This is a genomic window from Bradyrhizobium sp. UNPF46 (assembly GCF_006658625.1).
GTDB classification, from domain to species: domain Bacteria; phylum Pseudomonadota; class Alphaproteobacteria; order Rhizobiales; family Xanthobacteraceae; genus Bradyrhizobium; species Bradyrhizobium nitroreducens.
The window spans coordinates 1-14,253 of record NZ_LFJB01000104.1 but is presented as its reverse complement, the minus strand read 5'-3'; the positions used below and the strand labels follow the sequence as shown (position 1 = coordinate 14,253).

At 64.6% G+C, this 14,253-nt stretch carries 14 protein-coding genes and 1 pseudogene; 1 reads left to right on the top strand and 14 read right to left on the bottom strand.

The window, feature by feature from the left end; genetic code table 11:
- A pseudogene (locus UNPF46_RS38455) lies at positions 1-83 on the top strand (3-oxoacyl-ACP reductase); the annotation flags it as partial.
- Positions 84-386: 303 nt separating this feature from the next.
- Here UNPF46_RS38455 and UNPF46_RS34070 read toward each other — a convergent pair.
- Genes UNPF46_RS34070 through UNPF46_RS34005 form a run of 14 tightly spaced genes read right to left on the bottom strand, consistent with a single transcriptional unit; the run spans position 387 to position 13,898 of the window.
- Entirely contained in the window at positions 387-1,754 is a 1,368-nt protein-coding gene (locus tag UNPF46_RS34070; protein WP_142252999.1) for a PAS domain-containing sensor histidine kinase, read from the bottom strand.
- Positions 1,729-3,186 (bottom strand): sigma-54-dependent transcriptional regulator, encoded by a 1,458-nt coding sequence (locus UNPF46_RS34065; RefSeq protein ID WP_142252998.1) that lies wholly within the window; start codon positions 3,184-3,186, stop codon positions 1,729-1,731. The genes UNPF46_RS34070 and UNPF46_RS34065 overlap by 26 nt, the downstream gene beginning before the upstream one ends.
- Complete coding sequence (locus UNPF46_RS34060) at positions 3,183-4,883, bottom strand: hydrogenase maturation protein (protein WP_142252997.1); 1,701 nt, start codon at positions 4,881-4,883, stop codon at positions 3,183-3,185. The genes UNPF46_RS34065 and UNPF46_RS34060 overlap by 4 nt, the downstream gene beginning before the upstream one ends.
- 8 nt (positions 4,884-4,891) lie before the next feature.
- Complete coding sequence (gene hypE / locus UNPF46_RS34055; RefSeq protein WP_142252996.1) at positions 4,892-5,932, bottom strand: hydrogenase expression/formation protein HypE; 1,041 nt, start codon at positions 5,930-5,932, stop codon at positions 4,892-4,894.
- A complete protein-coding gene (gene hypD / locus UNPF46_RS34050) occupies positions 5,929-7,071 on the bottom strand; it encodes a hydrogenase formation protein HypD (protein ID WP_100176592.1) in 1,143 nt (380 codons plus the stop codon). The genes hypE and hypD overlap by 4 nt, the downstream gene beginning before the upstream one ends.
- Positions 7,068-7,304 (bottom strand): HypC/HybG/HupF family hydrogenase formation chaperone, encoded by a 237-nt coding sequence (locus tag UNPF46_RS34045; protein ID WP_100176593.1) that lies wholly within the window; start codon positions 7,302-7,304, stop codon positions 7,068-7,070. Before UNPF46_RS34045 ends, hypD begins: the two co-directional genes overlap by 4 nt.
- Complete coding sequence (hypF, locus tag UNPF46_RS34040; RefSeq protein WP_181770243.1) at positions 7,304-9,559, bottom strand: carbamoyltransferase HypF; 2,256 nt, start codon at positions 9,557-9,559, stop codon at positions 7,304-7,306. Before hypF ends, UNPF46_RS34045 begins: the two co-directional genes overlap by 1 nt.
- Positions 9,560-9,561: 2 nt before the next feature.
- Positions 9,562-10,458, bottom strand: a complete 897-nt coding sequence (gene hypB, locus UNPF46_RS34035; RefSeq protein WP_142252994.1) for a hydrogenase nickel incorporation protein HypB — start codon at positions 10,456-10,458, stop codon at positions 9,562-9,564.
- On the bottom strand, positions 10,458-10,799 hold the full coding sequence (gene hypA / locus UNPF46_RS34030) for a hydrogenase maturation nickel metallochaperone HypA (protein WP_142252993.1): 342 nt from the start codon (positions 10,797-10,799) through the stop codon (positions 10,458-10,460). Before hypA ends, hypB begins: the two co-directional genes overlap by 1 nt.
- A complete protein-coding gene (locus UNPF46_RS34025) occupies positions 10,792-11,883 on the bottom strand; it encodes a nickel-dependent hydrogenase large subunit (RefSeq protein WP_142252992.1) in 1,092 nt (363 codons plus the stop codon). Before UNPF46_RS34025 ends, hypA begins: the two co-directional genes overlap by 8 nt.
- Entirely contained in the window at positions 11,880-12,389 is a 510-nt protein-coding gene (gene hybE, locus UNPF46_RS34020) for a [NiFe]-hydrogenase assembly chaperone HybE (protein ID WP_142252991.1), read from the bottom strand. Before hybE ends, UNPF46_RS34025 begins: the two co-directional genes overlap by 4 nt.
- Positions 12,386-12,595, bottom strand: a complete 210-nt coding sequence (locus UNPF46_RS34015; RefSeq protein ID WP_142252990.1) for a rubredoxin — start codon at positions 12,593-12,595, stop codon at positions 12,386-12,388. Before UNPF46_RS34015 ends, hybE begins: the two co-directional genes overlap by 4 nt.
- Complete coding sequence (locus UNPF46_RS34010) at positions 12,592-13,455, bottom strand: hydrogenase expression/formation protein (RefSeq protein WP_142252989.1); 864 nt, start codon at positions 13,453-13,455, stop codon at positions 12,592-12,594. Before UNPF46_RS34010 ends, UNPF46_RS34015 begins: the two co-directional genes overlap by 4 nt.
- A complete protein-coding gene (locus tag UNPF46_RS34005; protein ID WP_142252988.1) occupies positions 13,452-13,898 on the bottom strand; it encodes a thioredoxin domain-containing protein in 447 nt (148 codons plus the stop codon). The genes UNPF46_RS34010 and UNPF46_RS34005 overlap by 4 nt, the downstream gene beginning before the upstream one ends.
- Between the last annotated feature and the right edge of the window lie 355 nt (positions 13,899-14,253).

Genomic DNA, 14,253 nt, shown 5'->3' with positions numbered 1-14,253 from the left:
CGATGATCGCGAGCCTGCTCGGTCCTGACAACCGGTGGATGACGGCTCAACGCATCGAAGTATCCGGCGGACAGACCATCTAAGACTTACTGATTCTGGGCTTTGAGATCGCCGGGCGTCCTCCGGGATTCCCGGTGAAAACTACGCCAAAGGTTGGGCGACTGATCAACCAGAATAGTCGCTGGTCAAGAAGCGCATGGCTGCACTCGCGAGCTGCAAAGAGAAGCGGAATGGGGTCGTTCTTGGAACAATGATCCGACAGTCAATACACCGTGAACCGCCAGCTCAAATTGGCGACGCTGCGGTTGCATCCATTCAAGGATCTCATGGGCCGCCACCGGTCAGATTCATCGGAGGTGGCTTCGTGCAAGAATGCCGTCAGCAGACTATGCCGCCGGCAGCACAAACGAAAAAGTCGCGCCGCCTTCCGGGGCGTTCGCTGCAAGGAGCTCGCCGCCGTGCTCGCGCACGATGCCATAGCTGATCCACAGGCCGAGCCCCGTGCCTTCGCCGACCCGCTTGGTGGTAAAGAACGGTTCGAAGATATGGCTGATGTGATCCTTGTCGATTCCCGGACCGTTGTCCGAAATCCGCAACGAGATCTCGTTGCCCTCGCGTGCAGCCGAGACGACCAACCGGGGCAATTCGGTGCCTCGCATCGCGTCGATCGCATTTTCCACGAGATTGACAATGACCTGATGTAGTTGGCCCTCGTTACCGGAGATCCAGAGCTCCGGTTCGAGCTCCATCTGCAGGTCGATGCGTACCTGCTTGGTGCGGACGGCCCACAGCACGGCGGTGTTGATCAACCGCTCGATATTGACGCGCTCGACCTCACCGAGCTTGCTGAAGGACAGCCGGCGGAGGTTCTTGACGATCTCGCTTATGCGCACCGCACCCTCCATGGTGCCCTCGATCAACGGACCGAAATCCTCGAGAACATCGTCGATCCGCAGGCTCTTCTTCAGCGCCGCGAGGTCGCTCGCCCGGCTCTTGCCGTGAATCGCGTCAAGATAGGCGACGATGGCAGCGCGGTAGCGTATCAGGGTGTGGATGTTGCCGTAGACGAAGCTGATCGGATTGTTCAGCTCGTGCGCGACACCGGCGACGAGTCGGCCGAGGCTCGCCATCTTCTCCTGCTCGACAAGTTGCCGCTGCGCGCGCTGCAATTCATGATGCGCCTTGTGCAGCGCCTCATAGGCACGGCGCAGCTCGCCGATCGGTCGGCCAGTCAGAACCACCCCGATGAAACGGCCGCGATGATCGTGACGCGGGGAGCTGTTGATCGCGAACAGATCGGTGCTGCCGCCATCCGTCGAGAATCTCAATTCGCCATCGACGACGTCGGACGCGCCGCGCGGCTTCAGGAGCGGCACGATCTTGGCAGCGTCGGCAGCATCGATGACGTCGGCGATGTTCTTACCCACCACGTCCTCGACGCTGCGGCCAAGCGCATGCTGGAATGCGGAATTGACCTGCTGCACCAGACCCTTGGCATCACAGACAACGAGGATGTCCGAGACGGACTCGATGACGTTGGTGACAAAGGCCTGCGCTTCCTCCAGCTCCGCATTCTTGTGCTCGAGGTCGACCTCATAGCGCAACAGGTCGGAATAGACCTCGTCCATCTTGCGGATGACTTCGATCCAGGCGCCTTCGCGCTCGCGGTCGAACTCGATCGCGCCGCCGCTGGTGACCAGCGTGAGAAGCGAATCCGGTTCGATCGCTTCAGGAGAATGCGTCGCCTTTGGCATTTTTTCTCAGATCATACCTAGACAGCTTGTTCCTGAGTCCCACCCGTGACAGACCCAGCTCGCTGGCGACTCGGCTGATATTTCCGTCGTACCTCTCCAGGCAATTCATGATAACCGACTTCTCGAGATCCTCCACTTTATCTTTCAAGGACGCCGATCCGTTCGACTTGCCGTGGGCCGGGATCGGCGCGGATCGCCTCCCGCTGCGGCGCCCCAAGAGCGGCGGGGCGCGCAGCTCGTCCTGGTCGGCAAGGACCGCCATGCGTTGGATCTCATTCTGGAGCTCGCGCACGTTGCCCGGCCAGTGATATTTTGCGAATTCATCCAGTGCCGAACGCGCGAAGCGCAGGCTCGGCCGGTTGAACGAGATCTTGACCGCCGACAGCACACCCTCGGCGATCAGTGAAATATCCATCGGACGCTCACGCAGCGCCGGCATGTGCACCGGGAATGCAGCGAGGCGATAGTACAGATCGCGCCGAAAGCGGCCGGCTTCGACCTCGGCCTCCAGGTCGCGATTGGTGGCCGCCACCACGCGCACGTCGACCTTGCGCACGCGCTGTGCACCGAGGGGGCGGATCTCGCTCTCCTGCAGCACGCGCAGGAGCTTGACCTGGAACGCCGGCGACGTCTCGCCGATCTCGTCGAGGAAAATAGTCCCGCCGTCGGCGACCTCGAACAGGCCGATGCGATCCTGATAGGCGCCGGTGAAGGCGCCCTTCTTGCAGCCGAACAGTTCGCTCTCCAAAAGCTCGTCCGGCAGTGCGCCGCAGTTCTCCACCACGAACGCCTTGTTGGCGCGCGCCGAGCCGTAGTGGATGGCGCGCGCCAAAAGCTCCTTGCCAGTGCCGGACTCGCCGGTGATCAGAACCGAGATATCGTAGTCGGCGGCGCGCCTGCCGAGTTCGATCACGTTGTGCATCGGACTTTCCGGCGAATGCACGATACGATCGAAATCGTGGAGCTGCTTGGCCACCCCGCGCTTGACCGAGACGACCTTCTTGATGTGACCCGACGTCGCCTTGACGTCGACGCCGGCGGTTTCCGTCTCCTTCTGCAGCCGATAGAGCTGAACCGCCTCCTTGACGATCTCGATCAGCTGCTCCGGCTGCCAGGGTTTGGTGATGTATTGATAGATGCCGGCCTCGTTCAGTCCCGCGATGATGTCCTCGGAGTCCGAATAGCCGGAAATGATCATCCGTACCGGATCTGGCCAGAGCTCGCGGACGCGCTTCAAAAAGCTCACGCCGGATTCATGCGGCATCCGCTGGTCGCAGAGGATCGCGTGGACGATCTCGCCCTCCAGCAGCTTCTCCGCATCGGTCGCGTTGCCGACGCAGAGCACCTCGAAATCCTCCCTGAGCACGCGCCGGAGCGCTTCCTGCGAGCGGACCTCGTCGTCGACGACGAGAATGGTTCCCTGAATGCTCACGATGGCACCGCCATGCCAATGGGCCGCCCAGGCGCGCGGGCTGACCGGTGACTTGCGATGGTCAACGGCGTGCGCGATTTCGGGACCTTGTGAATGAAGTTGTAGCGCGCGACGTGGTAGCTCGGATCGAAGCCGTAGAAATTCAGCTTCATCTGCCGCAGTTCCGCGTCGCGATAGGATTGCAGGGGCTTCTCGGCTTCATCGGCTGCGCGACGCTGCTGCTTGGCGGCTAGGCGCATGGCAAGCCCGGCATCCGACGCCATGGCGGCGCCGCGCCGTACGAGGCTTATGTCGGCAAGTTCCTCGCCTGATAACACGCGATCGACGATGCCGAGGCGCCGCGCTTCCGCCACCCCCATCGGGAGCCGGCATTGCGTGATCCGGGTTGCGTTCGCTGCGCCCGCACGGCGCGGCAACAGATAAGTCCAGTATTCCGAGCCGTAGAGATTGCCCATGTCCTTGTAGTGCGGATTGAGGACGATCTGGTCGCTTGCCCAGACCTCGTCGGCGGCGAGACTGAGGAACACTCCGCCCGCACCAGCGTTGCCGCGCATGACCGAGACGACCAGGCGATCGGTGGTCTCGATGATCGCGCGGGCGAGATCGTCGATCGCATTGATGTTGCGCCAAGACTCGTCCGCGGCGCTTTCGGCCGCCTCGATCTCGGCAAGATGGATGCCGTTGGACCAATAGTCCTGGCCGCCCGTCAGCAGCAGCACCCTGGTCGGACGCGCCAGCGCGGCGCTATAGGCGCCGAGCAGGGCTTCGCAGTCGCCGGTGCTCATGGCGCCGTTGTAGAACGAGAATGCGAGCTCGCCCACCTGGCCATACTCGCGATAACGTATCGGGGCATAGCCGCAACCGGGCCTGTGCGGCAGCTGCGCCGCCTCCTCCGCGAAGATCTTTGCCGCGGGCCGTTTCAGGCTCCTTGGCGCTAGCCGCCTGACGTGGCCGATCCAGACCGCACCATCGATCGTGGCTCGCGCAAGCGCGCCGTCGCATTGCGCGACGACGGTTCCGGGCACGCCGGAGATCTCGTGCGCTTCATGCGCGTCGAACAGCCTGACGTCCTGGAAGAACAGGCTGTCGACGAGACCCGGCATGCCATCGGCGCTGCGGATCTTGCGCAGGATGGTCGCAGTGGTGTCGACTTGCCAGTCGATCGCTCGGTCCGCCTGACGGCACGGTCCACGCGTGCGAATGCGCGGGTCGTCCGCGCGTAACGGCTGCGGAGCAGCTCTTCCGGCTCCGATCGCCGCGACGGCTTCGAGAACCGCCTCGACGGCGCTCGATGTCACCTCGTCGCGGTAGATGCTGGACTTCGCGGCGGACCGCATCGGAAAGGTACGAAACGCCCAGACCGGACCGGCATCGAACTCACCATCCGCCTGCAGCACCGTGACGCCCCATTCGCTTGCATCTTCGAGAATGGCCCAGTCGAGCGCAGCCGGACCACGGTCACCGGGGGGTCCGGGATGAACGATCAGGCAGCACACGCTGCGCCAGATATCGTCTGGAATCGCTCGCTTCAGGAACGGCGCGATCACCAGATCCGGCCGATAGAGCGCCACGCTCTCGCGCGTGACATCGGCATGGATGTCGAGCTCGACCGAGACGTGGTGACCTCGCTCCCTAAGCTCGACGTGGAGCCGCTGCGTCAGGCTGTTGAAGGAATGCGACAGGAGCAGAATGCGCATCGTGGGCCTCAGCAGATACGGGGTAGTTGCTCGCCCGACAACCAGTCGACAATTCGGCCGCCGCCAAAGCTCGTTGCCATCTGCACGAAATGATGATCGTCGGCAACGGCCTCGCCGATGTCGGCAGCCTCCCGGCCAAGCGGGTGCGCCCGCATCGCGGCCAGCACCGCACCAGCAGCCTCCGACGCGACGATCGCGACCAGCTTGCCCTCGTTGGCGACGTGGAGCGGATCAAGTCCAAGCAGTTCGCACGCCGCCGCCACCCCCGGCTTCACGGGGATCGCCTGCTCGATGAGATGGAAGCCGAGGCCGGACTGCTGGGCGATCTCGTTCAGCGTAGCCGCGAGTCCGCCGCGGGTCGGATCGCGCATGAGGCGGATGCTGCGACCACCGGCTTCGACCATGTTCGCGACGAGACCGTTCAATGACGCGGAGTCCGAGACGATCTCGGTCTCGAAGGCAAGGTTCTGCCGCCTCGACATGATAGCCACGCCGTGATCGCCGAGCGTACCCGATATCAGAACCCGATCGCCAACACGCGCATTTTCGGCCGAGAGATCGAGCCCGTCGGGCACGACCCCGACGCCGGCGGTCGAGATGAACAGGCCATCGGCCTTGCCGCGCTCGACCACCTTGGTGTCGCCAGTGATGATGTGGACGCCGGCCATGCGCGCGGCTTCCCCCATCGACTCCGCGATCGTCTTGAGGTCGGCGAACCGAAAGCCTTCCTCGATGATGAAGCTCGCCGAGAGATAGAGCGGCCGTGCACCGGCCATGGCGATGTCGTTGACGGTGCCGTGCACCGCGAGCGAGCCGATATTGCCGCCGGGAAAGAACAGCGGCGAGACCACATATCCGTCGGTCGTCATCACCATGCGCCCGGCGCCGACGTCGAAAGCCGACTGGTCGTTGCCGCGCGCCAGCCATTCGTTGCCGAAAGCCTCGTGGAACAGGCCCGAGATCAATTGCGCCATGGCACGGCCACCCGAGCCGTGGGACAGGTCGACGCAGCCGTTCCTGATGTCGAGCTTGCGCTGGTAGGCCTTCATGACGCCCGCCTCTGCTGGTGATCCCGGAAGCGGCCGTAGGTCCAGTGCGCGGCGCAGGCCCCTTCTGAGGAGACCATGCAGGATCCCATCGGCGTCTCCGGTGTACAGACGGTGCCGAACAGCTTGCAGTCGACCGGCTTCTTCACGCCGCGCAGGATGGCGCCGCATTCGCACGCGGGATTGTCGTCGGCATGCAGCTCGTCCATGTCGAAGCGGACCTCAGCGTCGTATTTGGCGTAGGCGCGCTTCAGCTTCAGTCCGCTATAGGGAACCTGTCCAAGACCGCGCCATTCGAACTGGTCGCGTAGCTCGAAGATGTCGGAAACTTCTTCCTTGGCGCGAAGATTGCCGTCGCGGTTCACCGCGCGGCTGTATTGGTTCTCGACCTCATGCCTGTGCTCGTTGACCTGCCGCACCAGCATGAGAATGGCTTGCATCATATCGAGCGGCTCGAAGCCGGAGATCACAACCGGCTTGCCGAACTCCTCGGCAAAGAACTCGTAAGGAGCGGTGCCGATGATGGTCGAGACATGCGCTGGCCCGACAAAACCGTCGATCTCGACCCGGCCGATATTGCGGATGTCGGGGCTCTCCAGGATGTTCTGCATCGCCGGCGGCGTCAGCACGTGGTTGCAGAACACGCTGAAGTTCTCGATCTGCTTTTTCTCGGCGAGCCGGATCATGACCGCTGTGGGCGGCGTCGTCGTCTCGAAGCCGATGGCGAAGAACACGACCTCGCGCCCGGGATTGTCCGCGGCGATCCGGATCGCGTCGGTCGTTGAATAGACCATGCGGATGTCGGCACCGCGCGCCTTCACCTTCAGGAGCGATGCGCCGTGCGAGCCGGGCACGCGCATCAGATCGCCATAGACGCAGAGGATAATGTCCGGCCGCTCCGCAAGCCGGATCGCCATGTCGATGCGCCCGGCCGGCAGCACACAGACCGGACAGCCGGGGCCGTGGATCATCCGCACGTTCTTCGGCAGCATGTCCTCGAGACCATAGCGCGAGATCGCGTGCGTATGGCCGCCGCAGAATTCCATGAAGCGATAAGGCTTGTTCGGATTAGCCTCGTTGCGGATCGCCTTCGCGAGCCCGAGCGCAATTTCCTTGTCGCGAAACTCGTCGGCATATTTCATGACGCGGCTCCTTCTCCCGCGGCGCTGAGCTCTCGCAACAGTTCGAGCGTCCGCCTGGCCTCCTCCGGATCGATCTTGGTCAGGGCGTAGCCGACATGGATGATCACGTAGTCGCCGACGGCAAGGTCTTCGATCAAGGCGACTGATATTTCCTTGCTGACGCCGTCGATCGAGACAATCGCCATCTCGTCAGGGAGGAGCTTCGTGACCTCAGCAGGTATCGCGAGACACATCAGGCGGTTCCTTCCAGGCCTTGCTGTTCGAGGAGTTGCAGCGCCGCGATCCACGCCTGACCGAGGCTGAGACCACCGTCATTGGGCGGCAGCTGCCGCGGCCGCAATGGAGAAAGGCCCGAGGCGATGCAGCCGCGCTGGATCTCGTCCGTGAGAATCGCATTGAGGAAGCAGCCGCCGCTCAGGGTGACGGTCGTGATGCCGGTTTCGCGCGCCGCTCGACCGATCCAGTCGACGCAGGCCGCCGCAAAGGTGCCATGAAACAGCTCGGTGCCGTGGACCGGATCGAGGCCCTCGATAGCAAGGTGCGCGAGCAACGGGACGAGAGACAGCATCCCGTTCTCGATGGTCCAGCCGTCCTCCGCGATCTGCGGCGTGCGAACGCGCGCTTCCAGCTTCATCGCGGCTTCGCCCTCGTAGCTCTGGACCCGGCAAAGGCCGAGCAGTCCCGCCGCTGCGTCGAACAGCCGGCCGGCGCTGGTCGTCACCGCCACGCCGCCTTGCGCGAGCATGGCGGCCAGATGCGCAGCCTGCGGCTCTGCCGCAAAGCGCGTCGCAATCGTCTCGCCACGTTGCAGGACATGCAGCACGCCTGCGGCCATGCGCCAGGGCTGGCGCGCGGCGCGATCGCCGCCCGGCATCTTCAAGGGCGACAGATGTCCGAGCCGCCGGAAGCGCGCGCCCGCGCAGAGCAACAGCTCGCCGCCCCAATTGCCGCCATCGCTGCCATGGCCGAAGCCGTCGAGCACCAGCGCCAGTGCCGGTCCCGCGACGCCATGTTCCGCCATCACGGAGGCCGCATGGGCGTGATGGTGCTGGACCGCGATCAACCTCTTTCCGCTCGCCTCGGCAAAACGGGTGGAGGCCATGTTCGGATGTAGGTCATGAGCCACGACGACCGGCTCGACATCCAGCGTCAAGAGCAGGTGCTCGATGGTCTCCTCGAAGAAGCGGATGCCTCCCGCGGTGTCGAGGTCACCGATATGCTGCGAAACGAAGGCCTCGTTGCCGCGCGTGACCGTCACCGTCGATTTCAGCGCGCCGCCGACGGCGAGGATCGGCGGCACCGACCGCGCGAGGCGAACCGGCTCGGGCACGTAGCCGCGGGCACGGCGGATCATTTGCGTCCGGCCGGCAATGACTGCGGCCACGGAGTCGTCGGCACGGGTGACGATGTTGCGATCATGGGTGACGACGAGGTCGGCGATGCCGGCCAGCATTCGTTCTGCCTGGCGATTGTCGGTCAAAAGCGGCTCCCCGCCGGGATTGGCGCTGGTGGCGACAATCACCCAGCGCCCATCGGTCCGCGGATGCGCCGATTCCAGCGCTTCGAAGATCAGGTAATGCAGCGGGACGACCGGCAGCATGACGCCGAGGCGCGACAATTCAGGTGCGATCGCGGGCGCGAGACGATGGCGCGACGTCATCAGTACGATCGGCCGCGGCGACGTTTCGAGCAACGCCAGCTCGGCGGCGGCGGCGTCAGCGATGTCGGCAACCGTGTCCCGCGACGCAACCATAACCGCAAACGGCTTCTGGTCGCGCTGCTTGCGCTGCCGCAGCCGCAGTATGACCGCCTCGTCGCGGGCATCGCAGAGCAGCTGATAGCCGCCGAGCCCCTTGATCGCGACGATCCCGCCAGCGGCAATCGCCGCAGCGATGTCCGCGCACCCGTGGCTGAGCTTTGGGCCGCATTGCGGGCAGGCGATCGCCTCGGCATGGAAACGGCGGCTCCTGGGATCGGCGTAGTCGCCGGCGCAGGCCCCGCACATGCCAAAGCGCTTCATCGCCGTGGTCTGGCGATCATAGGGCAGCCGCTCGGCGATCGTGTAGCGCGGGCCGCAATGGGTGCAGTTGACGAAGGGGTACCGGTAGAAACGGCTGGCCGGGTCGAACAGTTCGCCTAGGCATTCCGGGCAGGTCGCGGCATCGGCGACGATGCGTGTCGACACCCGCCCCTGTTCGCTGGTGCGGATGCAGAACTCTTCGCTCGCCACCGCGCCGACCGGCTGCACCGAGATCTCGTCGATCCTGGCGAGCGGTGGCTTTTCCAGCGGCAGCGCCAAGACGAAGTCGGAGGCGCGATCGCCCTCCACCTCGATCACGACGCCGTGGGGATCGTTGGCGACGAAGCCGCCGAGGCGATAGCGGGTGGCAAGGCCATAGACATAGGGGCGAAAACCAACGCCCTGCACGGCGCCGCGCACATGCAGGCGCAGTCGCCGTCCATCCTGTGCCGTGGCTTCGCCGCCCATCATCACTCCGCTGCCGTCATCGCGTTGGACGCCGTCGCCGCCATCCGCTTGCGGATCCAGGCGTAGAACGCCGCAAAGCCCTCGCCGGTGCGCGCCGACACCGTCAGCACCTCGATCTTCGGGTTAACCCGCCGCGCATATTCGACCGTCTTCGCCAGATCGAAATCGAGCACGGGCGCAAGATCGATCTTGTTGATCAGCATTAGGGACGAGGCTGCGAACATGTCGGGGTATTTCAGCGGCTTGTCCTCGCCCTCGGTGGTCGAGAACACCACGATCTTGCAGGCTTCGCCGAGATCGAACGCCGCCGGGCAGACCAGATTGCCCACATTCTCGATGAAGAGAAGACCGCCGTTCAGCCACGGCAGCCGGTCATAGGCCTCGCCGACCATGGCGGCATCGAGGTGGCAGCCCTTGCCGGTGTTGACCTGGATCGCCGACACGCCGGTCGCGCGAATCCGCTCGGCATCGTTAGAAGTCTGCTGGTCGCCTTCGATCACGCCGATCGAGCAACTGGACTTCAACTCCGACACGGCGCGGACCAGCAGCGAGGTCTTGCCGGCGCCGGGGCTGGACACCAGATTGAAGGCGAGCACCCCATCGGCGGCAAAGCGGGCACGGTTGTCGGCTGCGAGCCTGTCGTTCTTGCCGAGGATGTCGCGCTCGACCTGGATGATGCGGTCGCTGCTCATGCCGGCGATGGTCTGACCCGCCCGGTTGGCGCTGCGGTCGAGCAGACCTGCGTCATCTGGGATGTGATCGCATGCGTCGCCGTGCTGATGGTCATGGTGGTGGCCGTGACCGTGGTGATGATGGTGACCATGGCCATGATCGTGATGATGATCATGCGTGTGTTCGATGGATGCCTTGCCGTCGCTGCAGCCGCAGACCGTACACATCAGTCGACCTCCAGTTCCCTCACACGCATCTCTTCACCGCCCGTCACCTGCAATTGATAGCTCCCGCAGGACGGGCACGGCTCGTAACGCTGATTGATCTCGACGCTCTTCGAACAAGCCATGCACCAGGCCGTCCCGGGCGTCTCGACGATCTCAAGCCGTGCGCCTCGCGCGATGCTTCGTGCCGCGATGGCCTCAAAGCAGAATTTCAGCGCTTCCGGCGCGACGTGGCTGAGCACGCCGATCTCGAGGCAGACGACTTTCACCTTGGCGAAAGCGCGCTCGCGCGCTTCCTCCTCCACGATTCCGATGATGCCTTCGCACAGCGCCATCTCATGCATGGCCGGCCTCGCGAAAGCCGAGGCTGAAGCCGACGCAGGGATCGAACGAGCCGACCAGTGCGCGAACCGCATCCTGCCCCTGCCGGCCGGCAGCGAGAGTCGCGCCCTTGAGGTTCCGGACCAGCGGCCCATGCGCATGGAAATTCCATTCGGTCGGCGCCAGGAATTCGAAATTGACGATCCGGCCCTCGCCGTCCAGCGCGACGGCGTGATAGAGCCGGCCGCGCGCGCATTCGACCGCAGCCGCGCCCTTGCCCGCGCCAAGCCGATAGCTCGCGACCACGCCCTCCTCGAGATCGGTGGCGCCGTGATCGAGCCAGGCGCAGAGCCGCCCGATCTCGGCAATACGTGCCTTCAGACGCGCAGCGGGGTCGCCCGATGACGAGGACATCTCCTTCCGGCGCGCGCTGCGCGCCCAGACGCCGGTTTCCGGAATCCGGCCACAGAGATCGGGCGCATCGGAATAAGCTGCGCCGTCCGCCAGCAGACGCGCGACGATCTCGATATCGTCCGCCAAGGTCAGGAACGATGGCTCGACGACCGGCTGTGCCACGAGCTTACCGCTGCATCCCGCAACGGATGCGGCCAGTGCACTTCCCGGCTCAAAGGCCGCAGCTTCGCTCGATATACCCAGCGCACCGAGCGCGGTCCTGATCTGCGCGATCGCTTCGCAATGCAAAGCCTCGGGGGCGGCTTCGTCCACGCCGCCGAGGAGCGCGCTCGCCTGCATTACGGCACGTACCGCAGCGGCGCTGGTGCCGTCGAGCGCAGCCCGTCCAACGAACAGACCACGCAGCAATTCCGTCAGTCGTTCGCCGATCACCGCAGTGATACGGCTCCGCAGCCTCGCGGGCGCCGGCTCGCGCCCTTGCGCGGCTTCCATCGCCGACAGGTACGCAACCTGATGGGCGACCGAGCACAGCGAAAACAGCCGCGGCAGTACCGGGAGCAGCGATGCCGCCGGCTTGCCGGCAAACAGGCGCGTCAGCGGCGGCCGGCTGCGCGGCTTGATGGCAACGTCGGCGATCGTGGCGCCGGCGAGCCACACCGTAATGTCAATTTCGTTTCGGAACGAGAGGCTCATCCGCGCCGCTCCGTCAGGGCGCCCCGCAGGAAGTTGCGCCGATCGATCTGAGGTGTCGGAGGCTCGCGACGGCGAACCGCCTCCTCGCTGTCGGCTGCCAGCATCAGCTCGGCCAGCGCGGCTTCAGCCGTCGCCCGCGCGGCTTCCATGTCTGCGAACTCGGACATCGGCGAGAACAGCGAACAACTCGCGATATTGCCGATCGGAACGACCTTGCTCACGACGAATTCGATCTCGCCCGTTGGAAAATGCATGCGCTGTGTCGCGCCCGCCTGCGCTCCCGCGCTCGCCGGCATCATCACGTTCATGAACCACGGCGTGACCATGATGCCGACGGTCGTGCCGTTGAAGCGATGAAAGCCGACCGCTTCGACGCCGAGCGCATCGTTGTAGATCGGCAGATCCTGCATCGCGCGCGCGCCGATCTCCCGGTAGGCGTCGGCCAGCAGTTCGCCCCACGCCGCGGCGTCGGCGTCATCGACCATGGCCGGCGCGCTTGCGGTCACGATTCGACCGCCATGAATTTGGATTTCGGCGCGTCGCAATTCGGGCAGTGCCACTCCTCCGGTAATGCCGCGAACGGCGTCCCCGGCGCGATCTGCGCGACCTCGTCGCCATCGGCCGGATCGTAGACGGTCCAGCAGATGCCACACTCCAGCCGCGTGACGTCGGCGACGTCCTGGCGCACTCCGAAATTCTCGAAGGCGCTCATCTGAAATACGCCTCGATGATTTCCGTGAGCCGCTCGGCAGAATCCTCGAAATCCTCGTCCGCAGCCAGCGCCACAGTCGGCACGCCGCCGACCTCGAGCGTGTCGAGGATGATGGTGTCCATGGCGTTGAAGAACTGCACCGACCAGACATTGCGGATGCCGGTAGACAGCACCCGGCAGGTGCCGTAGCCGCGCGAGACGAGCTGGATCGGCCCGTTGCCGATCGTCTCCTGCAGGAAGCTCATGTCGATGGGGCTCATCGGCAGCAGCGTGAAATTGATGATCTGCGAGCGCATGCCGGGCCGAAAGGCCTGCGCCCGCTCGCGGATCTCGGCGAGCACCGGCAACACGTTCATGGCGCCTTCCGGCGGCTGGCCGATCTCGAAATCGGCGGAGGTCAGATCGGCGGCCGCGCGCTTCACGATCTCGGGGATCGCGCCGACCTCGAGATATTCGTGATGGCCGTCGGTCTCGATCCGGATCCGCCAGAGGCCGGCAAGCACCGACTCCTGAATCTGCGCAAGCGAGCCGTCCGGCAGCGCGACGACGCCGGCCACCTCGCCCTCACCGAGCACGTCGGCGATGAGCCGGCGCTCGAGATCGTTGAGATTGCCGAGCCGGAATAGCTGCGTCGGCGCATCAGCCTTCTGCCCGGCGATCACATCCGCCACCTTCGACAGCAGCTCCACTGCATTGGGGCAGCTCCTGGCCAGTTCGGCGCTGTCGAGCGTGGCGAGCTTGGCCAGGGCCCCGGCCGCCGTCAGGCTGCCGCTCGCGGCATTGAGACTCTCCTCGCCGATCGGAAACACGCTGATCGGCTGCTCGGCGCCTTCCGGCGCAGTCCAGAAACCGGCTTTCATAGCTCGACACCCTGTCCGCGATGCTGGGGAACGATGGTGGCCGCAACGGCCGCGCTGTGTCCGCGCGGGCGCTCGATCAGCCTGGTGATGCGATCGATGTAGACCGACCAGTCCTGGATCTTGGCGATCAGCCCGAGCGTCTCGCCTTTGGCGACGAGGATCAGCGTCGGCTGCACGCGCACGCCAAATCGCTGGCCGAGCTCGCTCTCGGCCGCGCGCGCGATCACCGCACCGCGCAGCCGTCCCTGGAACGCGTCGATCAGCTCCGGCAGCACCACCGCAACGTCGATGGCCTCTGGGAAACGCTTGGGGTCACCCGCCGACAGCAGCACCGCGACCGCGCCGGCCCCGTCGGCCGCGCCGAGCAATCCATCGACCGTCGCGGCATCGATCTCGGGCAGGCCGCGCCGCGCCAGATCCTGCCTTCCCTCCTGGAATTCCATCAGACCTCCCCCTGACAAGCTTATGATTCTGCTCGGAATAGAGGTTAGCAAGGTACGTGCCAGGATCGAGTATCCATCTTTCCGGTTTTATCTCATTGATCTAGATCAGCTATTTTCTGAGGCGAGTGGCAAGGCAAGTTTCGATGAAAAGATACTTTCCAAATCGGGCCGAGAACTATCTTTGCAGATAGAAAGCCACCTTCCAGCCGTTTTGCGGCTCGCGCAAACCCGGTCCAAGTGCTGCTGTCGTGGCGCTTGAAGGAGAGCGGCTGCTAGAGCGTTTTCGAGCGAAGTGGACACCGGTTCGCGTGAAGAAAACGCGTCAAAACAAGAATCTAGAGCTTCGGTTCTGATT

What these genes read in the sequence shown, in the direction of transcription:
- UNPF46_RS34010 (WP_142252989.1), bottom strand. Translation starts at nt 13,455, where the DNA reads ATGAAAGCCGGTTTCTGGACTGCGCCGGAAGGCGCCGAGCAGCCGATC.
- UNPF46_RS34025 (WP_142252992.1), bottom strand. Translation starts at nt 11,883, where the DNA reads ATGAGCCTCTCGTTCCGAAACGAAATTGACATTACGGTGTGGCTCGCC.
- UNPF46_RS34045 (WP_100176593.1), bottom strand. Translation starts at nt 7,304, where the DNA reads ATGTGTCTCGCGATACCTGCTGAGGTCACGAAGCTCCTCCCTGACGAG.
- hypB (WP_142252994.1), bottom strand. Translation starts at nt 10,458, where the DNA reads ATGTGTACGGTCTGCGGCTGCAGCGACGGCAAGGCATCCATCGAACAC.
- UNPF46_RS34015 (WP_142252990.1), bottom strand. Translation starts at nt 12,595, where the DNA reads ATGAGCGCCTTCGAGAATTTCGGAGTGCGCCAGGACGTCGCCGACGTC.
- UNPF46_RS34005 (WP_142252988.1), bottom strand. Translation starts at nt 13,898, where the DNA reads ATGGAATTCCAGGAGGGAAGGCAGGATCTGGCGCGGCGCGGCCTGCCC.
- UNPF46_RS34060 (WP_142252997.1), bottom strand. Translation starts at nt 4,883, where the DNA reads ATGCGCATTCTGCTCCTGTCGCATTCCTTCAACAGCCTGACGCAGCGG.
- hypF (WP_181770243.1), bottom strand. Translation starts at nt 9,559, where the DNA reads ATGGGCGGCGAAGCCACGGCACAGGATGGACGGCGACTGCGCCTGCAT.
- UNPF46_RS34070 (WP_142252999.1), bottom strand. Translation starts at nt 1,754, where the DNA reads ATGCCAAAGGCGACGCATTCTCCTGAAGCGATCGAACCGGATTCGCTT.
- hypD (WP_100176592.1), bottom strand. Translation starts at nt 7,071, where the DNA reads ATGAAATATGCCGACGAGTTTCGCGACAAGGAAATTGCGCTCGGGCTC.
- hypE (WP_142252996.1), bottom strand. Translation starts at nt 5,932, where the DNA reads ATGAAGGCCTACCAGCGCAAGCTCGACATCAGGAACGGCTGCGTCGAC.
- hypA (WP_142252993.1), bottom strand. Translation starts at nt 10,799, where the DNA reads ATGCATGAGATGGCGCTGTGCGAAGGCATCATCGGAATCGTGGAGGAG.